Source organism: Bradyrhizobium sp. (genome assembly GCF_027451485.1).
In the GTDB taxonomy this organism is placed as follows: Bacteria; Pseudomonadota; Alphaproteobacteria; order Rhizobiales; family Xanthobacteraceae; genus Bradyrhizobium.
In genome coordinates, this window is the sequence record NZ_DAIDJE010000092.1 from 39,233 (window position 1) to 61,112 (window position 21,880).

Sequence of the window (21,880 nt, forward strand, 5' to 3'; positions counted from 1 at the left end):
TTCTCTGTGTCGGCTAGAGAAACAGCGCCATGACCGCGGAAGAACTGCTGCGCGCCTTTTGCGATGCCGTCGAACAGCGCAACGGCAAGGCCTTTGCCGATCTGTTTACCGAGGACGGCGTTTATCACGACGTGTTCTATGGTGCCTTCGAGGGCCGCGCCAAAATCGCCGAGATGATCGACGAGGTTTTCTATCGCAGCGCGACCGATTTCCGCTGGGATGCGCACGCCCCGCTCAGCGACGGCAAGATGCTCTATGCGCACTATCTCTTCAGCTACCGCTCGACGCTGCCGGAGGCGAAGGGCGCGCGCGTGATGTTCGAGGGCGTGGCGATGATGAAGCTGCGCGACGGCAAGATCGCCAGCTATCACGAGGTCGCCAACACAGGACCAGCCTTCGTCGACATGAACTTTGCGCCGGAACGCATCGCGAGGATATTTGCCAGACAGGGTGCTGCGCTGAAGGCGCGGCCGGAGATGCGGCGGCATCTTGCCTGAAGCGGCGCTCGTTGCCAATCCGTCAGTGCGGGTCAGAAATCGAGATCGACGTAAGTGCGCGAGGCCGGCACGCCCGCCAGCCATTCGGAGAGTAGCGGACGGAACGAGGGCCGCGACTTGACCCGCGCATACCAGGCCTTCGCCGCGTCATCCTCGCTCCACGGCACGTCGCCGAGATAGTCGATCGCCGACAGATGCGCGGCAGCGGCGAGGTCCGCAAACGTGATGCGGTCACCGGCGAGATAATTTCGCGTCCTCGCCAGCCAGCCAATATAAGCGAGGTGATAGCGTACGTTCGCCTTCGCCGCGCGCATGACATCGGCGGAGGGCGGACCGCCGCCGTATTCCTCGCTCATGAAGCGCTTGTAGATACGCTCGGTGACCAGCGGGTTGGATGCCTCCTCGAAGAATTTTTCGTTGAACCACGCCATCAGCCGCCGCACTTCGATCCGCTCCGCCGTCGCCTGCGGCAACAGCCGGCGCTCCGCCATCTCGGCGCCAAAAGTCTCGTCGATATATTCGGCAATGACGCCTGCGCCGGGTATCGCGCCTTCGCCTTCGGCGATCAGTACCGGCGTGGTGGCGGCGGGGTTAAGCGCGAGGAATGCCTCACGCCGTTCCCAGGCCCGCTCCTCCACCAGACGCAGATCGGCGCCGAGTTCGCCGAGCACGAGGCGAATGAAGCGCGAATGTGGACAGAAGGGGTGATGGAACAGCGTAAACATGAAGCCTTGGGGTGACGCCTGATCGGGTCGCCAAACTAGCGAAGCTTTCGATTGTGGCAACCCCGATGATCGTTTCTACGTTTTTGCCGTTGCTCCATGCAAACGAATAAGCGAGAAGAATCCGGCCATTTTCAGCCGCTATCGCTTTGATGCGGTCCGTCGACGGACCGCCATCGCCTCAATCTCCAATCTGACCAGAAAGAGGGCTCTCCATCATGCTCACTGATTCGCTGCGGGCGGTCATTCTCGGCATTGTCGAGGGCATCACCGAGTTCCTGCCGGTTTCCTCGACCGGCCACATGCTGCTCGTGGAACGCTTCTTCGGTCTGGGCGAAGGCGCCTTCTGGAACAGCTTCGTGGTGTTGATCCAGCTCGGCGCAATCCTCGCGATCGTCATGTTGTATTTTGCGAGATTGTGGAAAGTCGCGCTCGGTATGTTCTCCAACCCCGATGACCGCCGCTTTGTCATCGGTATCCTGATCGCGTTCCTGCCGGCGGTAGTGATCGGCCTGATTGCCGGCAAATATATCAAGCTGCTCCTGTTCAATCCCTGGGTGATCTGCTTCTCGTTGATCGTCGGCGGCGCCATCCTGCTCTGGGTCGACCAGATCGATCACAAGCCGCATGAGCACGACGCCACCAAATTTCCGCTGCTGACGTATCTGTGGATCGGTATCGCGCAATGTCTTGCGATGATTCCCGGCGTGTCGCGCTCGGGCGCCAGCATCGTCGCGGCGATGTTGTTAGGGGCGGACAAGCGCGCGGCCGCGGAATTCTCGTTCTTCCTGGCAATACCGACCATGATCGGCGCGTTTGCCTATGACTTCTACAAGAACCGCGCCGAGATGACGTTCGATCATTTGAGCATAGTGGCCCTTGGCTTCGTGGTGTCCTTTGTCGTGGCGGCCATCGTGGTGAAATCATTCCTCAGCTATCTCACCCGCCACGGCTTCACGCTGTTTGCGTGGTGGCGGGTCGTCGTCGGCACGCTCGGCCTGATCGCACTGGCGCTGGGACGATGATGATTACTCAGGTTGCTCGTCACGAGTGGCTTGATCCGCGCATCCACGGTCCTCTGCGAAAAATCCGATGGATTGCCGGGTCACAGGCGAGCGGAAGCGCTGCCGCTCGTCGAGCATCTATGCCGGCAACGACAACTCGGATTCGCTACGCGTTCCGGTGCGTGAACTGGCCCGCTTTACGGAAGCGCCAGAGATATTGCGGCGCGATTGCTTCCAGCGAATCCGGGGCAATGCCCAGCCCTTCCAGCGTGAGGCCCGCGGCTTTCGCGGCGTCTGACACTACATTGTCGCTGCGCAGGAGTTCGACCTGATCCGCCGTCAGGCGGAAGGGGCCGGGTGCAAATTGCAGGAACAGTGCCTGGAGTTTCGCCAGCCCAAACGGCAGCGACACCAGCATCCGCCCGCGCTCTGTGATCTCCAGGATCGTTTCCATGATCTCGCGCATGGTGAGCACTTCCGGACCGCCGAGTTCGTATGTCGCGCCTGCCCTGGTGTTGCCGTCGACCGCGCCCGCCACTGCGGTCGCGACGTCACCGACATAGACCGGTTGCAGCCTGGTCAGCCCGCCGCCGATCAGCGGCAGCGCCGGCGAGATCCGCGCCAGTGCGGCAAAGCGGTTGGTGAAATCATCCTCCGGACCGAACACCACCGACGGCCGGAAGATGGTCGCGCCGGGAACGGCCGCCAGCACGGCCTGTTCGCCGGCGGCCTTGGAGCGGGCATAAAGCGAGGCGGAATTGGCGTCGGCCCCGATCGCCGATACATGCACCATCCGCGCGCCCGCGGCGGCTGCCGCCTTCGCCACGTGGCCCGCCCCTTCCGCCTGAACGGCGTCGAAGGTCTGGGCGCTGCTCTGCGCCAGGATGCCCACGAGATTGACCGCAACATGGGCGCCGCGCATGGCCGCCTCGACGGAGGCCGGGTAACGCAAATTGGCCTGAACAGCGTGAATCTGGCCGACCTTGCCGAGCGGCTGGAGGTGGCCTGCGAGCTCTGGCCGCCGCACCGCGACGCGGATGCGATAATCGCGTTTGCACAGCGCCCGGACCACGGCCCGGCCCAGGAAGCCCGATCCGCCAAAGACCGTGACCAGGGTTTCCAGATTCGATGCCATGTTCGGATGCCTTTGGTCTGCTGGGCTTCGGGTCTGATGGGCTTCAAGATTCGGCGATTTGCCGATACGCCATCGCCCGATTTCTGTATAGCCCATTCGGCCGGGCTACTTCAATTTGACAAGCGCGCGACCGAACCTTAACAAGCCGGGCCATGCCCAGGTGGCGGAATTGGTAGACGCGCTGGCTTCAGGTGCCAGTGACCTAACAGTCGTGAAGGTTCGAGTCCTTTCCTGGGCACCATTCCCCTTCGATCAACGGATACTACGTCAGGCGGCGAGCGCCACCAGCGGCTGAAGGTGGTCCGCGACCCGCAGCAGCGTGGTCGCGTTGTTGCTCATCAGCGACAGATAGCTCAGCGAGTGTTCGTAGTAGATGCCAACCTCTTCTCCGCCGAATCGAAGCGTGCCTTCGACCCGATCTTCCGAGTCCCGATAGTCGGGTAATTCGATCGAGGTCGGCGCTTCCTTGGCTAACACTGCGGCGATCTCGGCCAGCATCTCCCGGAACGGGGTCGAGTGGTCGAAGGCATTGCCTGTCCAAAGGACGAGCTCCCATCCGCGTTTGCGATGGGGTTCGATGCAGGGTCGGGAGTGGACCTTGATCGTGGCGCAACGTTCGGGACGACGGGGTTCAATCATGATCAAATTATATCAGCGCCCGCGGTGGGCGCTTTTGCAGCCTGCAAAACCGGTAGAGAACCGCTCACCGGGATGTTTCAAAAATGCTGCAAAACTTTCGTGTTTCCTGCCCGGTCAGTTTCCGCCGTCCGATTCGGCGCTCGCTTCCCTGTGTCCGTCGGGTCCGCGCTTGAAGACGCCGTAATTGCTGGATTTGACGCCGGCAAGGGCGTCGGGGGCCGCGACCGTCAGCCCGAGCTTCAAAAGCTCGCGCACGGCTGCCGCGCGCGTCGGCATCCGGTGCTTGAAGCGAAAATCGTCCAACGCGGCAAGCTCTTCCGGGGAGAGCATGACCTGCAATCGCTCGCCACGTATATCATTCATCGAATCTGTCCAGGAATCATCTCGTTGAGTAATTTACTCAATTCGCTCAGGCCGCAAAAGTTCCATCGGCCCAGCCAGAAATGTAAAAATCGCAATAAACACAATATTTTATTGTCGGCCGAGTCCTCATGGTCGAGCGGAATGAGGACTTGTCCTGGCCAACATCTGACCCTGCCGCGCGCGCTTTCGCAGGACCCCAAAGCCGTTGCGCCCAGCCCGCCGGAAAATCGTCGATAACCTGGAGCGCTGCAGCCAACGGCAGCGAGCTTCAGCCGCCGAAGTTACCCCGAGGTCGGGAGGGAGGTGAGATTGGTCGGCGCCCAAGGCCGGGCTGTGCGCCCCTGGAGCGAGATCGATTTTGCTGACCGAAGCGGCCTCGTGCGGCTCGCCTGTTGCGATATTGGAGGCTAGTGTTGTCGCCGCTCTCACTGCTCCGAATCGACCAGAGGCCTTTGAAGCTATGACCGTGCGCCAGCATCGCGGCGACCTGCCCGATCTTATCCGCTATACTGAGGCAGTCGCGATCGATACCGAGACCATGGGGCTCAATCCGCATCGCGACCGGCTTTGCGTCGTGCAGTTGTCGAACGGCGACGGCAGCGCAGACGTGGTGCAGATCCCCAAGGATCACGGCAAGGGCGCGAATGACGCGCCGAATCTGAAGGCGCTGCTCGCAAATCCGAAGATCACCAAGATTTTCCATTTCGCCCGCTTCGATCTCGCCGCGCTCTATCACAGCTTCGGTGTGATGCCCGAGCCGGTCTATTGCACGAAGATCGCTTCGCGGCTTTCCCGCACCTATACCGACCGCCACGGCCTGAAAGACCTGGTGCGTGAGGTGCTCAACGTCGAGCTTTCGAAGCAGCAGCAATCGAGCGACTGGGGCGCACCAGCCTTGAACGAAGCGCAGCTAGCCTATGCGGCTTCCGATGTCCTGCATCTGCATGCGCTCCGCGAGCGGCTCGACGTCATGCTCGCGCGCGAAGGCCGCCTCGACCTGGCGCGAGCCTGCTTTGCGTTCCTGCCGACGCGCGCCAGGCTCGATCTTCAGGGCTGGGAAGCCGAGGATATTTTCGCGCATTCCTAGGGCGTGGATTTGACATTCGCTCCCCACCCTGGTGGCGGCTCGTGCCGTCCGAAGATCCGATAGGCTGAAGCAAAACGAAACAATTGCTTGCTGGAAGGGCGGCCATTTCGCCGTTTTTCCGACACAGTCCTGACAGCAGCAGATAGCAGATAAGAGGGTGCGTGCGGTTGTGGACTGGGCGACCCGGTAATCTCCCGCTAAAATGACAGCTCGCGAATTTCGGAGCTTTTTTGAGTTCGGTCCAGAATCCTGCCTATGACGCCGCCAGCATGGAGGCGCGCTTTGCGATGGCGGCGCGCCACAGCCGGCTGGTGCGCATCCTGCGGGTTGCGGTTCCGGCCGCCGTGATTCTGTCGCTGGCGGCCATCGTCCTGGTGTCGGTCTTCAATCCGTTCCGGATGCTGTTGCCGAAGCTGCCGGTCGACATGAGCAACCTCGTCGTCTCCGGCACCAAGGTGACGATGGAATCGCCACATTTGGCGGGCTATTCGCAGGACCAGCGTCCCTATGAGGTCTGGGCCAACACCGCGATCCAGGACGTGACCGACCCGGATCACGTCGAGCTGCACACGCTGCGGGGCAAGATGCTGATGGAAGATCAATCCACCGTCACGCTGGAGGCGGTCAAAGGACAGATGGACACCAAGCAACAGCAGCTCGAACTGCATAAGGACATCTACGTCCAGACCACCGCCGGGTACCAGGCGTGGCTCAGTCAGGCCTTCGTCGACATGAACAGCGGGACCGTGAGCTCCCATGAGCATGTCGATGTCAAATGGGCCGACGGAAAGATCTCCGCCGATACGATGAAGGTGACAGGCGGCGGCGAAGTCGTCCGCTTCGACGGTCATGTGGTCATGAACATCGACAAGCTGCCGCCCTCTGCCGATGCCGCGCCGCGAGAGCCGCCACCGCAGCCAGCGCACCCCGCAAAGGCACGGGCCGCCAAATCCTCCAACGCCAAGTGATCCGATGACGCTGTCTCCCGTGAGAGTTCTCAAAGACCGCTTTGCAGTCGGTGTCGCTTGCGCAGCCTTTGCATGCGCGATGGCTGCGGGCGATGCCAGATCGCAAAGCACGGTGACCGGGGTGCCGAATGCCATGCAGGGATTTTCGCAAAACCGCGATCAGCCGATCCAGATCGAATCGGTCTCTCTCGAGATGCGCGACAAGAAGAAGGAGGCGACCTTCACCGGCAATGTGAAGGTGGTTCAGGGCGACACCACCATGACCTCGAAGGTGCTGGTCGTCTATTATGAATCGAGCAATCAGAATGCTCAGCCGGCGAACGGCAAGACTTCCGGCAAGTCGGCGTCCGCTTCCGCCAAGCCAGCCTCTGCACAATCGGCATCCATGCAGTCTACGACGCCGGGCCCGGGCGGCGCATCGTCGATCAAGCGGCTGGAGGCCAAGGGCGACGTCATCGTGACGCAAAAGGATCAGGTCGTGACCGGCGAAACGGCCGTCTTCGATACCAAGACCAACCTGATCACGATGCTCGGCGGCGTGGTGCTGACCCAGGGCAAGAACGTGCTGCGTGGCGACCGGCTCCTGGTCGACATGACCACCGGCGTGTCGCGCGTCGAGTCTGACACAGGGCGCGTCCAGGGCTTGTTCCAGTCATCCGGCCAGAGCGGGACTGGGCCGGCGCTGCCCGGCGCGTCGCCGTCGGGCTCCCAGCCGGGGGCGCCGCAGTCTTTGGCGCCGAATAAACCAAAGTAATGCCAAGAGCTTGATCAAAGGGCCGCCGGGGCGCGGTTGAACGGCTCGGCGCAAGCTTGTATTTAGCGCACGGGGTCGCGCGTTTCGGACAAAGGCTTCCGCTGGGCAAGGGGCATCCGTTGATTCATGCTGGCGGGCGAATCATCGCCAGGCAAGGTTCGCGGAGCTTGTTAGAGGGGTCGGACGAAGCGGGGATGGTGGATTTACTCGGCATGTTCCGGCGGCGCCCCGCAAAACGCGGCAAGGCAGGGTTTGCGCGTTCGCGCGAGGACATCACCACACTCGGCAACAACATGGGCGACATGCTGACAAGCCCCGTGCGCGATGCGCCGCCGCTCGCCAGGGCCGCACCCTCACCGGTGCTGGAATTGCCGCCGGTCGAGAATCCGCGTCCGCGCCCGGCTCCAGCTGCAGCGCCCAAACCTGCGCCCAACCCCGCGCAAAGGGCCAGCGGCGCGGCTGCGCCGCGGCAAGCCGCCCGCGCCGGCTATCTGGCTGTGCATAGCGTGGAAAAAAGCTTTGGCACCCGCAAGGTCGTGCGCGGGGTCAGCATCTACGTCCGCCGTGGCGAGGCCGTCGGCCTGCTTGGCCCGAACGGGGCCGGCAAGACCACCGTCTTTTACATGATCACCGGCCTGATCAAGGCCGATCGCGGCGCCATCGAACTCGACGGCCACGACGTTACCAAGCTGCCGATGTATCAGCGCGCCCGGCTCGGCATCGGCTATCTGCCGCAGGAGGCGTCGATTTTTCGCGGCCTCACCGTCGAGCAGAACATCCGCGCGGTGCTCGAGGTCGTCGAATCCTCGCGCAAGAAGCGCGAGGCCGAGCTGGATTCGCTGCTCGACGAATTCAACATCACACGGTTAAGGAAGACGCCCTCGATCGCGCTGTCGGGCGGCGAACGGCGGCGCGTCGAGATCGCGCGCGCGCTTGCCACCCGTCCGAACTACATGCTGCTCGACGAGCCCTTCGCCGGCATCGACCCGATTGCCGTTGGCGATATTCAGGACCTTGTCCGTCACCTCACCAATCGCGGCATCGGCGTCTTGATTACCGACCACAATGTCCGCGAAACGCTCGGGCTGACCGACCGCGCCTATATCGTCTATGCCGGCGAGATCCTGACCGAGGGCAGCCCGGACGAGATCGTCAGCGATCCCGATGTCCGCAGGCTCTATCTCGGCGAAGAATTCCGGCTTTGATCGCGGAAGTTGCGCCCGCACGCACCAGGCCGAACCCGTAATCCATCGTGGAAGTAAACTTTTTTCCGCCGAGTCAAGCCGTGTACATCGGCTGACGACTAGGATAAGCAAGAATCGGACCAATTTTTCGAATCGGTAATCGGTTCTCGCCTCGATGGCTCTGACGCAGAGACTAGAATTCCGCCAGTCGCAGTCGCTGGTGATGACGCCGCAGTTGATGCAGGCGATCAAGCTGCTTCAGCTGTCAAATCTCGACCTTTCGGCATTCGTCGAGGAGGAGTTGGAGCGAAATCCGCTGCTCGAGCGGGAAAGCGACGGTCCGGAAGCGCCGGTAGCGGGCGAACCGGCCACAGGCGGGGCGGAGGCGTCCGAGGGCGGTTTTGACGAGGAATTTGCCGGCCAAGCCTCCGAATCCGGCGCCGAAGGTTTTGAGCCGGTCCAGGAGGACTGGATGAACCGGGATCTCGGCAGCCGAACCGAGATCGAGCAAACCCTCGATACCCCGCTCGACAACGTGTTTTCGGAAGAACCTACGGAGGTTGCCGCCCGCAACGCGCAGGATGCCGTGCCCACCACCTATACCGAATGGGGAGGCGGCGCCTCCAACGACGACAGTTACAATCTCGAGGCTTTCGTGGCCGCCGAGGTGACGCTGGGGAGTCATCTCGCTGAACAGCTGGCGGTGGCCTTCACCGCGCCGGCACAGCGCATGATCGGTCAATACCTGATCGACCTCGTCGACGAGTCCGGCTATCTGCCTGGGGATCTTGGGCAGGCTGCCGAGCGGCTCGGCGCACCGCAAGAGGACATCGAGGCGGTGCTTTCCGTCTTGCAGAAGTTCGATCCGCCTGGAGTCTGCGCGCGTTCCCTGAGTGAATGCCTCGCGATCCAGCTCCGCGAACTCGACCGCTACGATCCCGCGATGCGGGCGCTGGTTGAAAATCTCGAGCTGCTCGCGAAGCGCGACATCGTCGCCTTGCGGAAACTGTGCGGCGTCGACGACGAAGATATCACCGACATGATCGGTGAAATCCGAAAGCTCGATCCGAAGCCCGGCCTGAAGTTTGGCTCGATACGCGCGCAGACAGTGGTGCCCGATGTCTATGTCAGATCGGGCCCGGACGGCGGATGGCTGGTCGAACTCAACAGCGAGACGCTGCCGCGTGTCCTGGTCAACCAGAGCTATTACACCGAACTGTCGAAGACGATCCGCAAGGACGGCGACAAGTCCTATTTCAGCGACTGCCTGCAAAACGCCACCTGGCTGGTCCGCGCACTTGATCAGCGCGCCCGCACGATCCTAAAGGTCGCGACCGAAATCGTCCGGCAGCAGGACGGCTTCTTCACGCGCGGCGTGGCGCATTTGCGGCCGCTCAACCTGAAAGCTGTGGCCGACGCGATCCAGATGCACGAATCGACGGTCTCGCGCGTCACCGCCAACAAATACATGGCAACCAATCGCGGTATTTTCGAACTGAAGTATTTCTTCACTGCTTCGATTGCGTCCGCCGACGGCGGCGAAGCGCATTCGGCGGAAGCGGTGCGTCACCATATCAAGCGACTGATCGATGCCGAAGACCCGGCGCTGATTCTCTCCGACGACACCATCGTGGAACGATTGCGCGGAAACGGTATTGATATCGCCCGCCGCACGGTCGCAAAATACCGCGAAGCGATGCGGATTCCGTCATCGGTCCAGCGACGCCGCGATAAACAAGGTATGCTTGGCAATGCCCTGTCAGCTTCTCCCGCATCTTCCGACCGATCCCGCGACCCCCAGCCTGCCTGATTGTGTCTCGGTCGAATCGTAATAGTGTTCAGTAAGCACAACTGGTCCCGATTCCGGAGTTCGATTTTTTTCGGAGCACATTCAAAGGTGGGAATCGAATCAAGGGTCGGAATCAAAAGAGCGCTGGCAAACCCACTAACTCTTGGGCTTGGATCAAACGTCCGCGCGGCGAGCTCGCTGCAGCAATGATGCGGACTTCTGATCCGCCACACGACTGAGGCAAACGATGACGCTGCGAATTTCTGGAAAAAGCATCTCGATCGGCGAGGCGTTGCGCGGACGGGTCTCGGAGCGCACCGACGAAGTCTTGCGCAAATATTTCGACGGCAATTATTCGGGCCACATTACCCTGAGCAAGGATGGCTCGGGCTTTCGAACCGATTGCGCGCTGCATCTGGATTCCGGCATCACGCTGGAAGCCGATTCCAATGCGGCCGATGCCTATGCCAGCGCCGATCAGGCGCTGCTGATGATCGAGAAGCGCCTGCGCCGCTACAAAAGCCGGCTGAAGGATCGTTCGGCCCGCAAGGCTCATGCGGCCTCCGAGGCGCTGGCGACGCTTGATGCGCCGAGCTACGTGATCGAGGCGCCGGGCGAGGGCGACGACGAGGTCACCGGCTATAGCCCGGTCATCATCGCCGAGGCGACGACCTCGCTGAAACGGCTGTCGGTTGCGGAGGCGGTCATGGAACTGGATCTGACCGGCGCGCCTTGTCTGGTGTTTCAGCACGGGTCCAGCGGCCGGGTGAACATCATCTACCGTCGTGTCGACGGCCATGTCGGCTGGATCGATCCTCCCACGGTTAAGCCGAAGGACTGAAGCAGCCATAAGGTGGGCGGGGCTGGAAGCGGAACTCGGGTTTTGCGAAAAAACGATGGCAGAACAATGCGCTATTGCCTTATCTCGGTCCATTCCAAGCTCGCTCCTGAGGCAAAATCGGCATTGACGAGCGGGGGGCCCCTCCCTATGGTCCGCGCCCTTGATGATGCGCGGCCGGCGGTTCTCTTGCGGGTGTTGGCACTGCTCTTGTGTTGGAGTAGAAGCCCACCCAATTAGGAACGGAGTGGGGGCGGTCGCCTTCACTCTCTTGTTCGCTGGCCAGCATCCCTTCGCAACCTGACGATCGATCCACCGCGCAATTTACCTCGGAACGTTCCATGACGATTACCGATCTGGTCGCACCCGAGGCGATTCTCCCCGCGTTAAAAGTCAACAGCAAGAAGCAGGCGCTGCAAGAACTGGCGGCGCGCGCCGCACAGTTGACTGGACAGAACGAGCGCTCAATCTTCGAAGTGCTGTTGCAGCGTGAAAAGCTCGGCACCACGGCTGTCGGATATGGCGTCGCGATCCCGCACGGCAAGCTGCCCAAGCTGGAAAAGATCTTCGGCCTGTTTGCGCGGCTGGAGCGCCCGATCGATTTCGAGGCCATGGACGGCCAGCCGGTCGATCTTGTTTTTCTGCTGCTGGCGCCGGAAGGCGCCGGTGCCGATCACCTTAAGGCATTGGCGCGCATTGCACGGCTGCTACGCGACCAGGATGTCGCGAAGAAGCTGCGCGCCTCGCGCGAGGCTCAGGCCATCTATTCGGTGCTGGCCCTGCCGCCCGCCAGCGCAGCTTAGAATCATCGGCCTGACGTCAGCTTACAGACAAAAAATGAAAACGGCGGGCCCCGGCAGGCCCGCCGTTTTTGAATTCTCTGTGCGGGCGCGCGCGCGTCAGTGCACGCTGACGGCCTGTAGTTCGTTGCTCCAGGCGTTCGCTATCGCGGCTTCGCGCGAGTCGGTCAGCATGATCGGGGTGCCGTCCGCGGCGTGAAGCGCGAACAGTTTCAGTCCCGGCGCGATTTCCGGCGCCTCCGGAAACAGGCCCGGCACGTCTTCCGAGCGGATCTGCTTCACATAGGCGATATGACCTTCGCCAAGGCTGGCCAACGTCTCCAGGGAGACGCGAGGTTCCAAAGCAACATTACCTTCAGTCATGGTCTCGACTCCTTCTCAATTCCAAGCGGTCGAGTCCGCTACTCGTTCCATTATTCGTGTTCATTGATAGCAATTGTCTTAACGACCCTTTCCGGCTCCGGCCGGGCCAGATCGATCGACAACAGCCCGTTCTTCAGATCCGCGCCCAGCACCAGCATCCCCTCCGCCAGCACGAAGGTGCGCTGGAAGTGGCGCGCGGCGATGCCGCGATGGATGTATTGCCGGGCCTTTTCCTCCTGCTGGCGGCCGCGGATGACAAGCTGATTTTCCTCAATGGTCACATCGAGTTGGTCGCGGGTAAATCCGGCGACCGCGAGCGTTATGCGCAGCCGTTCCGGCTGCCCGTTGGCACGGTCGCACCGCTCGATGTTGTAAGGAGGATAGCCGTCAGCGCCTTTGACGACGCGATCGAGCGCACGCTCGATTTCGTCAAATCCCAGCAGAAACGGACTCGATAACGAGGGAACACGAGACATTTTTTGCAAAGTCCTCTCGAAGCGACTTTGAAGTGTTCGGGGCCCTTGCGGCACCCCTAATGACCTGAAGGTGAATTCACACTCCGGTCAAAGCCAATATGGGCATAATCCGGGGGTGTTCAAGCACCCTTTGCCGCAGTGTCAGAAGCTTTCCCCAAAGGCGTTTGCGAACAGTTACCGACGTGTCGCCGATCATTAACGGCGGCGCTGGGTAGCAATCACGCCTTTGGCAGCCAAGGCCTCGATCTCCGATTTGGAGTAGCCGAACTCCGCGAGCACCTCGGCCGTGTGCTGGCCGAATGTGGGGGGGACGCTGCGCAGGCTCGCCTTACTGCGCGACATGCGGATCGGGGAAGCCACGCCCTTATACCAGTCCTTCTCGACGACATCGCCGCGATGGGCGACATGGGCGCTGGTCAGGGCCTGATCGATCGACTGCACCGGACCTGCCGGCAGACCCGCGGCCAGCAGGCGATCGCACAGCGGCCCGGCGTCATGCTGACTGAACACAGCGGCGAGTTCCGCACGCAACGCCTCGCGATTGGCGACGCGGTCGCGGTTGCGGGCAAAGCGCGGATCGGCAGCGAGCTCTTCCTTGCCGATCTCCTTGCAGAGCTTGCCGAAGGTGCCGTCATTGCCGACGCCGATGAAGATGTTGTCGGTGCGGGTCGGAAAGATTGCGTAAGGCACGAGGTTCGGATGCTCGTTGCCGGTGAGCGCCGGCGGCTTGCCGTGCATGAAGTAGTTCGCGGCATGCGGATGCATGACCGAAAGCCCCGTCTCGAACAACGTGGTTTCGAGGAACTGTCCCTGGCCGGAGCGTTGCCGTTCCGACAAGGCCATCAGGATGCCGATCGCCGCATAAAGGCCGGTCGTGATGTCGACCACAGGAACGCCGATCCGCGTCGGGCCCGACTGCGGCGAGCCGGTCGCCATGATCATACCCGTCATCGCCTGGATGATCGCATCATAGCCGGGATTGCCGCCGCGCGGTCCGTCGGCGCCGAAACCGGAAATCCGGCAGTGAACGAGCCTTGGAAACCTGGCGCGCAGGACGTCGTTGCCGATGCCCCATTTGTCCAGCGTGCCCGGCTTGAAATTCTCGATCAGCACGTCGGCGCCCTCGAGCAGCTTCATCAGCACGGCGCGACCGCCCTCGGAGGCAAGGTCGAGGCCGATCGAGCGCTTGTTGCGGTTGATCCCGACGAAATAGGCCGCATCCTCGCCGTGGAAGGGGGGTCCCCAGTCGCGCACCTCATCGCCGGCCGGCGGCTCGACCTTGATGACGTTGGCGCCGTGATCGGCGAGAATCTGCGTGCAATACGGGCCGCCGAGCACGCGCGTGAGGTCGATCACGCGGAGGCCCGTCATCGCGCCCGAACCGGTCTCAGTCATCGGAAGCCCTCGAAAATTCCTGGTCCAATCCGTGATGTCAGGGTTTCAGAGCTAGCTGGCTTCGCGAACCGCAGCAACGGCTTTCCGAGCAGGGCGGCCTTACGCCAGACCGAAGTCAGTCACACGTCAACGTCCTGGCGTTCGGCGCTGGCGTAGGTCCACACCAAGGCTCTTGGAGAGGAAAGCCTCGGCATCGTCGCGCGGCGCGCCCGGCATTGAGACTTCAATCCCGTCAAAAAGCAGCCGCTCGACCGGCTGAATGCGAAGGCGGAGAGGAAAACCCGCTGAAGTGCCAGCTCGTGAAGGCGCAGCCCACTGGCTCGTTACAACAAACTTCCCGTGGCCGGCGAAGGCTGGTGGAGCCAGGCGGGATCGAACCGCCGACCTCTTGCATGCCATGCAAGCGCTCTCCCAGCTGAGCTATGGCCCCGAAACTTCAGCCTTTGAGCATGATCCCTTTCGGATCATGCTCTCCGCGCGCCTTGGGCGACGCGCCATATCAACACGACCCTGATCACAAATCAGAGCCGATCTCAAGTCTCCTCATCGCCGCCGACATCGCCGATGATATCGGTCACGTCTTCATCGCCTTCTTCTTCATCGGCAATGAAGGTGGAATCGTCGTCGTCATCGCCCTCGATCGTCTCGTCGATCTCGATGTCGTCTTCCGATTCCGGTACCACTGCCTTGACCTTGCCGGTGTTCTCCTCGGCATCGGCCTCCTCGAGCGAGACCAACTCCTCGGCCTCTGCGGGCTCGGGCATCGTCTCGGTGGCGGCAGCGGCGGCGCGTGCGTCGCTTCGGGTTCGCGCCGGCGTCACCGGCGCAATCGGCACGACCTCGCCGGTGTAAGGCGATATCACCGGGTTCTTGTTGAGATCGTAAAATTTCTTACCCGTCGTCGGGCAAATGCGTTTGGTTCCGAGATCGGATTTGGCCACGTGCGGAATCCTGGGAATCTTTCGAAAAGCGGTGCTTCACTTGGCTAGTTGGCACGCCGCTGTCAATAGTGCTTTACGGAAGATCATGGCGGAAGCCGGAGCTGAGACCAAAGGACACAATCTTGACCCATTCGGATCGCGCCGCCGATCAAAAAACCCCCTTGGAATCCCGTTCCAACGGCCCTTTGACGGGAAAAGCCCGCGTTCCCGGCGATAAATCGATCTCGCACCGGTCCTTGATTTTGGGCGCGATGGCGGTCGGGGAAAGCCGGATATCAGGCCTTCTGGAGGGCGAAGACGTCCTCAATACCGCCAAATCGATGCGGGAGCTGGGAGCGAGAGTGGAGCGGACGGGCGATTTCGCCTGGGCCGTCCGCGGGGTGGGAGTCGCCGGCTTTGCCCAGCCGGCAAAGCCGCTCGATTTCGGCAATTCCGGCACCGGCTGCCGCCTGGTCATGGGAGCCGTCGCCGGTTGCCCGATCACGGCGGTGTTCGATGGCGACGCCTCGCTGCGTTCCCGGCCGATGCGGCGGGTGCTCGATCCCTTAACCCTGATGGGAGCCAGGGTCATCGCCGGTGGGGAGGGTGGTCGGCTGCCGCTGACGCTGGCTGGTGCGCGCGATCCCTTGCCGATCCTCTACCGCACGCCGGTCGCCTCCGCGCAGATCAAATCCGCGGTGCTGCTCGCGGGGCTTGCCGCGCCGGGCGTGACGACGGTGATTGAAAACGAGGCGAGCCGTGACCACACCGAACTGATGCTGCGCCATTTCGGAGCGGAGATCGTCTCGACGCCCGAAGGGGTGCATGGCCGCAGGATCGCGCTGACCGGCCAGCCCGAACTGCACGGCGAGAGGGTCGTCGTGCCGGCCGATCCATCGTCGGCGGCCTTTCCCATCGTAGCGGCGCTGATCGTCCAAGGATCGGATATCATTCTGCCCGACGTCATGACCAATCCACTGCGCACCGGCCTGTTCACGACGTTGCGCGAAATGGGCGCATCGATCGAACAGCGCGATGTCCGCACCGACGCCGGCGAACCGATGGCGGAATTGCGCGTGCGCGGCTCGCGGCTGAAGGGCGTGGAGGTCCCGCCTGAACGCGCGCCTTCGATGATCGACGAATATCTGGTGCTGGCGGTCGCTGCCGGCTTTGCCGAGGGGACCACCATCATGCGGGGCCTGAGCGAATTGCGGGTCAAGGAATCCGACCGGCTCGCTGCCACCGCCGACATGCTGCGCGTCAACGGCGTCAAGGTCGAGATCGCAGGCGACGACCTGATCGTCGAGGGGCGAGGCCATGTGCCCGGCGGCGGCCTCGTCGCCACCCACATGGATCACCGGATTGCGATGTCGGCGCTGGTGATGGGGCTCGCCTCCGACAAGCCGGTCAAGGTCGATGATACCGCCTTCATTGCCACCAGCTTTCCGGATTTCATACCGATGATGCGCTCGCTCGGGGCGGATTTCGCATGATCATCGCCATTGACGGGCCTGCGGCATCGGGCAAGGGCACCCTGGCCAAGCGGCTGGCGGCGCATTACGGGCTGCGTCACCTCGATACCGGCCTGATTTATCGCGCTGTCGCCCATGAGCTGACCAGCAAGGGCATGGCGCTTGGGGATGAGGCCGCCGCGGTCAGCGCCGCGCAGGGGCTCGATCCCACAACCTTGGACGATCCGGCGCTGAAGTCGCATCAGGTTGGCACGGCGGCGTCAGTCGTTTCCGCCATCCCTGCGGTGCGGGCGGCGCTGGTCGAGTTCCAGCGCCAATACGCAAACCAGCCGCCGGGCGCCGTGCTGGACGGCCGGGATATCGGCACGGTGATTTGCCCGAATGCCGATGTGAAAATCTTCGTGGTCGCCGATGCCAAGGTGAGGGCGCGTCGCCGCGCACTCGAGGCCCGCGCGCGCGGCGAAGCGGCCGATGAGGCCGCCATCCTGGCCGATATTCTGGCGCGCGACGAACGCGACCAGAACCGCACCGTTGCGCCTTTAAAGCCAGCCAGCGATGCTTACTTGCTAGATAATTCCCATTTGGATATAGAAGGTGGCGTCCGGGCCGCCATCGACATTGTCGAGGCCGTCCGAGCGGGCCGGCGGGAGGTTTGAGCCTCAGCCGTCTCTGGAGGAAAGCCCGCTCTTACAGCCTCACGAAGTCGATATCTCGAACCGAATATTCGAGACCATTCGCTACCGGACGTTATCAACGCATCGAACATGCAGGCCAACAGCCGGCCCGCTGCCGCAGTTTCTGCGAGGCGGTCGTCAGAGTTTGCGGAACCCTGACCCTGTGCGTCCGACGCGCCCTTTCACCCGAACGGCCGGCAATTTCCGCATCTGGAGAACAAATGGCTTCCACTGCTGCTTCTTATAATCCTACCCGCGACGATTTCGCCGCCATGCTCGATGAGTCCTTTGCCGGCGGACACCTTCAGGAAAGCTCTGTCATCAAGGGCAAGGTGGTTGCGATCGAAAAGGACATGGCCGTCATCGATGTCGGCCTGAAGACCGAGGGCCGTGTCGCTTTGCGCGAATTCGCCGGGCCAGGCCGTGAAAGCGACCTCAAGGTCGGCGACGAGGTCGAGGTGTTTCTCGACCGTATCGAGAATGCACTCGGCGAGGCCGTGCTTTCGCGCGACAAGGCGCGCCGCGAAGAAAGCTGGGGCAAGCTGGAGAAGGCGTTCCAGAACAACGAAAAGGTCAACGGCGTCATCTTCAATCAGGTCAAGGGCGGTTTCACGGTCGACCTCGACGGCGCGGTCGCCTTCCTGCCGCGCTCGCAGGTCGATATCCGCCCGATCCGCGATGTTGCGCCGCTGATGAACAACTCGCAGCCGTTCCAGATCCTCAAGATGGATCGCCGCCGCGGCAATATCGTGGTGTCGCGCCGCACGGTACTGGAAGAGACCCGCGCCGAACAGCGTCAGGAACTGGTGCAGAACCTGGAAGAAGGTCAGGTGATCGACGGTGTCGTCAAGAACATCACCGACTACGGTGCGTTCGTCGACCTCGGCGGCATCGATGGACTGTTGCACGTCACCGACATCGCCTGGCGCCGGGTCAACCATCCGACCGAAGTGCTGACCATCGGCCAGACGGTGAAGGTCAAGATCATCAAGATCAACCATGAGACCCACCGCATCTCGCTCGGCATGAAGCAACTGCTGGACGATCCGTGGCAGGGGATCGAAGCCAAGTACCCGCTGGGTGCACGCTTCCATGGTCGCGTCACCAACATCACCGATTACGGTGCGTTCGTCGAACTCGAGCCGGGCATCGAAGGCCTGATCCACGTCTCCGAGATGTCGTGGACCAAGAAGAACATGCATCCCGGCAAGATCGTCTCCACCTCGCAGGAAGTCGAGGTTCAGGTGCTCGAGGTCGATTCCGTCAAGCGGCGCATTTCACTCGGTCTCAAGCAGACAATGCGCAACCCCTGGGAAGTGTTCGTCGAGAAATTCCCCGTCGGCTCGACGGTCGAAGGCGAGGTCAAGAACAAGACCGAGTTCGGCCTGTTCCTCGGGCTCGAGGGCGACGTCGACGGTATGGTCCATCTCTCCGATCTCGACTGGAAGCTGCCGGGCGAGCAGGTGATCGACAACTTCAAGAAGGGCGACATGGTCAAGGCCGTGGTGCTCGACGTCGATGTCGAGAAGGAGCGCATCTCGCTCGGCATCAAGCAGCTCGAGGGCGATCCCTTCGCCGAGCCGGGTGACGTCAAGAAGGGGGCGGTCGTGACCTGCGAAGTGCTCGACGTGAAGGAAGGCGGCATCGACGTGAAGATCGTCGGCACCGATTTCACCACCTTCATCAAGCGCTCCGAACTGGCGCGGGACCGCAACGACCAGCGCGCCGATCGTTTCGCCGTCGGCGAGAAGGTCGATGCGCGGGTGATCCAGTTCGACAAGAAGGCCCGCAAGGTGCAGGTCTCGATCAAGGCGCTGGAAGTCGCCGAAGAAAAGGAAGCTATCGCGCAGTATGGTTCCTCCGATTCGGGCGCGACGCTCGGCGACATTCTCGGCACCGCGCTCAAGCAGCGGACCGATAAATAAGCCTTCCGGCTACTTTACTGCGAACAACAGGCCCCGGTTTCGACCGGGGCTTTTTCTTGCACGCTGCCCCGACGTTCGGCGGGACAACTGCACGTCTTGTTTTCTTCAAATTGCACCGCAATTGATGTAATCAGGGCACCGGATTTTAAGGGTATGCGGCAAAGACGACATGCCCCGCGCAATGCATGCTCTCGGGAGAGATTTCGATGTCGCTGGATTCCGATGTCATCGTCGATCGCCGCCGGATCCGGCGCAAGCTGACGTTCTGGCGTATCGCCGCGGCGCTGATCGCCATTGCAGCGATCGTCGGCGTCGGCCTCGTGGCCGCGCCCGGCCGCACCGGCCTGACGTCGGCAGGCTCGATCGCCCGCATCAACATCGAAGGCCTGATCCGCAGCAACCAGGAGCGGGTCGAGGCGCTTGAGCGACTTGAGAAATCCAAGGTCGCTGCCGTAATCGTGCACATCAATTCTCCCGGCGGCACCACGGCGGGCTCGGAGCAGCTCTATGATGCGTTGACGCGGCTGAAGGCCAAGAAGCCGCTGGTCGTCGTGGTCGAGGGGCTGGCGGCGTCGGGCGGCTACATTACCGCAATCGCGGCCGATCACATCGTCGCCAAGCAGAGTTCGCTGGTCGGCTCGATCGGGGTGCTGTTTCAGTTTCCGAATTTCACCGAGCTGCTGAAGACCATCGGCGTCAAGGTCGAAGAAGTGAAGTCGTCGCCGCTCAAGGCCGCTCCGAACGGTTTTGAACCGACCAGTCCCGAGGCGCGCGCGGCGCTGGATTCACTGGTGAAGGATTCCTACGCATGGTTTCGCGGGCTCGTGAAACAACGGCGCGGCATGGACGATGCGCTGCTCGAAAAGGTTTCCGACGGCCGCGTGTTCACCGGCCGCCAGGCAATCGATCTCAAGTTGATAGATCAGCTCGGCGACGAAAAAACCGCAGTCGCCTGGCTGGTCGCTCAGAAGGGTGTGAAGGCCGACCTGCCGGTGCGCGATTACAAGCTGACGCCGCGCTTCGGCGACCTGACATTTCTGCGGGCCGCCGCCGCCGTCACGCTCGATGCCCTTGGCTTGAGTGCCGTCGCCCGGCAGATTGAGCAGACCGGGATGGCGCAGGCTGCCGACCGTCTCGGCCTCGATGGCATGCTGGCTTTGTGGCAGCCGCCAGGGGCGAATTGAACCGAATGAGGGCGTTCCGCACTGCCGTCCCCGGGAGCGGGCGCTGCAAAAACACCCCGCCGGGGCGTTTGTCACGCGATTTCCCTCGTTCCAAATCGTATTTAGCGTCTTGACAGTTCAACGCATTTTCACGGAAATGCACTGACGCATGTCTCCGGGTCCCCGTCTCGATGATCAAGTCCGAACTCGTTCAGCGTATCGCCGAGCACAATCCGCACCTTTACCAGCGGGATGTGGAGAACATTGTAAACGCGATTCTCGATGAGATCGTCGCGGCGCTCGCGCGCGGCGACCGGGTCGAGTTGCGCGGTTTCGGCGCATTTTCTGTCAAGCATCGTCCAGCGCGGGCCGGCCGCAATCCGCGCACCGGCGCTCACGTGCCGGTCGATCAGAAGAGCGTGCCGTTCTTCAAGACCGGCAAGGAAATGCGCGAGCGGTTGAACCGCGACACCGGCGAAGCGGACGCCGGCGCCCAAAGCTGATCCCGTTCTCCTCGAATCCCAAGAGCGCGAGACGATCATGCGCAAGTTCTTCAACGCGGCTGTCCTGATTCCGCTGGGAGTGATCTTCGTGGTCTTCGCGGTGGCTAATCGTCACGAGGTCACGGTTTCCTTCGATCCCCTCAATTCGCAGGACTCCGCACTCAGCCTCACGCTGCCGCTTTTCCTGGTGCTCATTGCGGTGGCGATTTTAGGCGTGGCTGCGGGCGGCTCCGCGACGTGGCTCAGTCAGCGCCGCTGGCGCCGCGCCGCCCGGCACCACGAGGCGGATGCCCGGCAGATGCGGTCCCAGCTCGCCGATCTGCGCGCCAGCCTGGCCGAAACCCAGCGGCGGGACCCAGGCTTGCCGGCGGCCATCGGATATCGGCGAGACAAGCAGGGCGCGACGTTGTAGAAGGCGCGCCAAGTGCCTTTATGGAGAGCGAGCCTCCTGGCTCCGTCAACCCGACCGCCCTGGAACCATGTCCCTGACCGTCAAAATTTGCGGCCTGTCCACGCGCGAGACGCTCGACGTTGCGCTGGATGAGGCTGCCGATATGGTCGGCTTTGTGTTCTTTCCGCCGTCGCCGCGTCATCTCAAGCTGGATGTGGCGCGCGTGCTTGGCGAGGCCGTCAAAGGCCGGGCGGCGAAGGTCGCACTCACGGTCGATGCGGATGACGCGACGCTCGCCGCCATCGTGGAGGCGTTGCAGCCGGACCTGTTGCAGCTGCATGGCCACGAGAGTGCGGCGCGGCTCGCGGACATCAAGCGCAAATTCGCTCTGCCGGTCATGAAAGCGCTCCCGGTCGCGACGTCGGGTGATCTTGCGATCCTCGCCGACTATCTGGACGTCGCCGATCGCATCCTCTTCGACGCAAGGCCTCCGCGCGAAGCCACGCGTCCCGGTGGCCTCGGCGCCGTGTTTGATTGGCATGTGCTCGAGAACATCGATCTCGCTTTGCCGTTCATGGTCTCCGGCGGCCTTCACGCGGGGAACGTTGCGGAAGCCGTCCGCATCACCCGCGCCGGCGGTGTTGATGTTTCCTCGGGCGTGGAGCGCGCCACCGGCGTCAAGGACCCCGAGATGATCCGCGCCTTTATTCGCGCCGCGCGGGCAGCCGAACGAGAGGCTGCTCTGGTCACCCACGGCGGACAATGATTGCGGCCGCTCATCCAGCAGCGTCATGCCGGGGCTTGTCCCGGGCATCCAC

The 21,880-nt window shown here is 62.4% G+C and carries 24 protein-coding genes and 2 tRNA genes; 17 read left to right on the plus strand and 9 right to left on the minus strand.

The genetic code is table 11. From position 1 onward, the window contains the following. The first annotated feature begins 29 nt into the window (after positions 1-29). Positions 30-497: a nuclear transport factor 2 family protein gene (locus tag NEZ08_RS12195; protein ID WP_298107147.1), complete on the plus strand. Its 468-nt coding sequence runs from the start codon at positions 30-32 to the stop codon at positions 495-497. A 32-nt stretch (positions 498-529) separates the two neighbouring features. Here the strand turns inward: NEZ08_RS12195 and NEZ08_RS12200 are convergent, their stop codons facing one another. Continuing rightward, positions 530-1,222, minus strand: coding sequence for a glutathione S-transferase family protein (locus tag NEZ08_RS12200; RefSeq protein ID WP_298107148.1), 693 nt, complete (start codon positions 1,220-1,222; stop codon positions 530-532). A gap of 215 nt (positions 1,223-1,437) precedes the next feature. On the opposite strand from NEZ08_RS12200, the gene NEZ08_RS12205 reads away from it, so the two are divergent. After that, entirely contained in the window at positions 1,438-2,244 is an 807-nt protein-coding gene (locus NEZ08_RS12205) for an undecaprenyl-diphosphate phosphatase (protein WP_298107149.1), read from the plus strand. Positions 2,245-2,389: 145 nt separating this feature from the next. Here NEZ08_RS12205 and NEZ08_RS12210 read toward each other — a convergent pair whose 3' ends face one another. Beyond that, the gene (locus NEZ08_RS12210) at positions 2,390-3,358 is read right to left on the minus strand and encodes a complex I NDUFA9 subunit family protein (protein WP_298107151.1); all 969 of its coding nucleotides are present in this window, start codon (positions 3,356-3,358) and stop codon (positions 2,390-2,392) included. A 154-nt stretch (positions 3,359-3,512) separates the two neighbouring features. On the opposite strand from NEZ08_RS12210, the gene NEZ08_RS12215 reads away from it, so the two are divergent. Then, positions 3,513-3,599, plus strand: a tRNA-Leu gene (locus NEZ08_RS12215). Between the two features lie 26 nt (positions 3,600-3,625). On the opposite strand, the gene NEZ08_RS12220 is transcribed toward NEZ08_RS12215, so the two are convergent. After that, on the minus strand, positions 3,626-3,997 hold the full coding sequence (locus NEZ08_RS12220) for a hypothetical protein (RefSeq protein ID WP_298107153.1): 372 nt from the start codon (positions 3,995-3,997) through the stop codon (positions 3,626-3,628). 114 nt (positions 3,998-4,111) lie between these two features. After that, positions 4,112-4,360, minus strand: coding sequence for a hypothetical protein (locus tag NEZ08_RS12225; protein ID WP_298107154.1), 249 nt, complete (start codon positions 4,358-4,360; stop codon positions 4,112-4,114). A 460-nt stretch (positions 4,361-4,820) separates the two neighbouring features. On the opposite strand from NEZ08_RS12225, the gene NEZ08_RS12230 reads away from it, so the two are divergent. The 7 genes from NEZ08_RS12230 (at position 4,821) to ptsN (ending at position 11,783) form a co-directional block, all read left to right on the plus strand. Beyond that, positions 4,821-5,447, plus strand: coding sequence for a ribonuclease D (locus NEZ08_RS12230; RefSeq protein ID WP_298107156.1), 627 nt, complete (start codon positions 4,821-4,823; stop codon positions 5,445-5,447). A gap of 230 nt (positions 5,448-5,677) precedes the next feature. Next, positions 5,678-6,415, plus strand: coding sequence for an LPS export ABC transporter periplasmic protein LptC (gene lptC, locus NEZ08_RS12235; RefSeq protein WP_298107158.1), 738 nt, complete (start codon positions 5,678-5,680; stop codon positions 6,413-6,415). 79 nt (positions 6,416-6,494) lie between these two features. Further along, positions 6,495-7,169, plus strand: coding sequence for an LptA/OstA family protein (locus NEZ08_RS12240; protein ID WP_298107195.1), 675 nt, complete (start codon positions 6,495-6,497; stop codon positions 7,167-7,169). A gap of 194 nt (positions 7,170-7,363) precedes the next feature. Continuing rightward, a complete protein-coding gene (lptB, locus tag NEZ08_RS12245; RefSeq protein WP_298107159.1) occupies positions 7,364-8,374 on the plus strand; it encodes an LPS export ABC transporter ATP-binding protein in 1,011 nt (336 codons plus the stop codon). A gap of 154 nt (positions 8,375-8,528) precedes the next feature. Further along, the gene (gene rpoN, locus NEZ08_RS12250) at positions 8,529-10,163 is read left to right on the plus strand and encodes an RNA polymerase factor sigma-54 (RefSeq protein ID WP_298107160.1); all 1,635 of its coding nucleotides are present in this window, start codon (positions 8,529-8,531) and stop codon (positions 10,161-10,163) included. A gap of 226 nt (positions 10,164-10,389) precedes the next feature. Further along, positions 10,390-10,983: a ribosome-associated translation inhibitor RaiA gene (raiA, locus tag NEZ08_RS12255; protein WP_298107161.1), complete on the plus strand. Its 594-nt coding sequence runs from the start codon at positions 10,390-10,392 to the stop codon at positions 10,981-10,983. A 338-nt stretch (positions 10,984-11,321) separates the two neighbouring features. Then, positions 11,322-11,783, plus strand: coding sequence for a PTS IIA-like nitrogen regulatory protein PtsN (gene ptsN, locus NEZ08_RS12260; RefSeq protein ID WP_298107163.1), 462 nt, complete (start codon positions 11,322-11,324; stop codon positions 11,781-11,783). A gap of 96 nt (positions 11,784-11,879) precedes the next feature. Here ptsN and NEZ08_RS12265 read toward each other — a convergent pair whose 3' ends face one another. The 5 genes from NEZ08_RS12265 to NEZ08_RS12285 form a co-directional block, all read right to left on the minus strand. Next, the gene (locus NEZ08_RS12265; RefSeq protein WP_298107165.1) at positions 11,880-12,143 is read right to left on the minus strand and encodes a DUF1150 domain-containing protein; all 264 of its coding nucleotides are present in this window, start codon (positions 12,141-12,143) and stop codon (positions 11,880-11,882) included. 50 nt (positions 12,144-12,193) lie between these two features. Beyond that, positions 12,194-12,619, minus strand: a complete 426-nt coding sequence (locus NEZ08_RS12270; protein ID WP_298107167.1) for an Hsp20 family protein — start codon at positions 12,617-12,619, stop codon at positions 12,194-12,196. A 195-nt stretch (positions 12,620-12,814) separates the two neighbouring features. Beyond that, positions 12,815-14,014 (minus strand): CaiB/BaiF CoA-transferase family protein, encoded by a 1,200-nt coding sequence (locus NEZ08_RS12275; protein WP_298107169.1) that lies wholly within the window; start codon positions 14,012-14,014, stop codon positions 12,815-12,817. Between the two features lie 354 nt (positions 14,015-14,368). Next, positions 14,369-14,444: transfer RNA gene (locus tag NEZ08_RS12280), tRNA-Ala, on the minus strand. A gap of 103 nt (positions 14,445-14,547) precedes the next feature. Beyond that, complete coding sequence (locus NEZ08_RS12285; protein WP_298107170.1) at positions 14,548-14,955, minus strand: TIGR02300 family protein; 408 nt, start codon at positions 14,953-14,955, stop codon at positions 14,548-14,550. A 122-nt stretch (positions 14,956-15,077) separates the two neighbouring features. On the opposite strand from NEZ08_RS12285, the gene aroA reads away from it, so the two are divergent. From aroA to NEZ08_RS12320, 7 genes are all read left to right on the plus strand, one after another. After that, on the plus strand, positions 15,078-16,427 hold the full coding sequence (aroA, locus tag NEZ08_RS12290) for a 3-phosphoshikimate 1-carboxyvinyltransferase (protein WP_298107171.1): 1,350 nt from the start codon (positions 15,078-15,080) through the stop codon (positions 16,425-16,427). After that, on the plus strand, positions 16,424-17,062 hold the full coding sequence (cmk, locus tag NEZ08_RS12295; protein WP_298107172.1) for a (d)CMP kinase: 639 nt from the start codon (positions 16,424-16,426) through the stop codon (positions 17,060-17,062). The genes aroA and cmk overlap by 4 nt, the downstream gene beginning before the upstream one ends. A 239-nt stretch (positions 17,063-17,301) precedes the next feature. Continuing rightward, the gene (gene rpsA / locus NEZ08_RS12300) at positions 17,302-19,005 is read left to right on the plus strand and encodes a 30S ribosomal protein S1 (protein WP_298107174.1); all 1,704 of its coding nucleotides are present in this window, start codon (positions 17,302-17,304) and stop codon (positions 19,003-19,005) included. Positions 19,006-19,211: 206 nt separating this feature from the next. Then, complete coding sequence (gene sppA, locus NEZ08_RS12305; RefSeq protein WP_298107176.1) at positions 19,212-20,189, plus strand: signal peptide peptidase SppA; 978 nt, start codon at positions 19,212-19,214, stop codon at positions 20,187-20,189. 170 nt (positions 20,190-20,359) lie between these two features. After that, positions 20,360-20,671, plus strand: coding sequence for an integration host factor subunit beta (locus NEZ08_RS12310; protein ID WP_298107178.1), 312 nt, complete (start codon positions 20,360-20,362; stop codon positions 20,669-20,671). 37 nt (positions 20,672-20,708) lie between these two features. Next, positions 20,709-21,083, plus strand: a complete 375-nt coding sequence (locus NEZ08_RS12315; RefSeq protein WP_298107179.1) for a lipopolysaccharide assembly protein LapA domain-containing protein — start codon at positions 20,709-20,711, stop codon at positions 21,081-21,083. A gap of 67 nt (positions 21,084-21,150) precedes the next feature. Further along, entirely contained in the window at positions 21,151-21,828 is a 678-nt protein-coding gene (locus NEZ08_RS12320; protein ID WP_298107180.1) for a phosphoribosylanthranilate isomerase, read from the plus strand. The last annotated feature ends 52 nt before the right edge of the window (positions 21,829-21,880 follow it).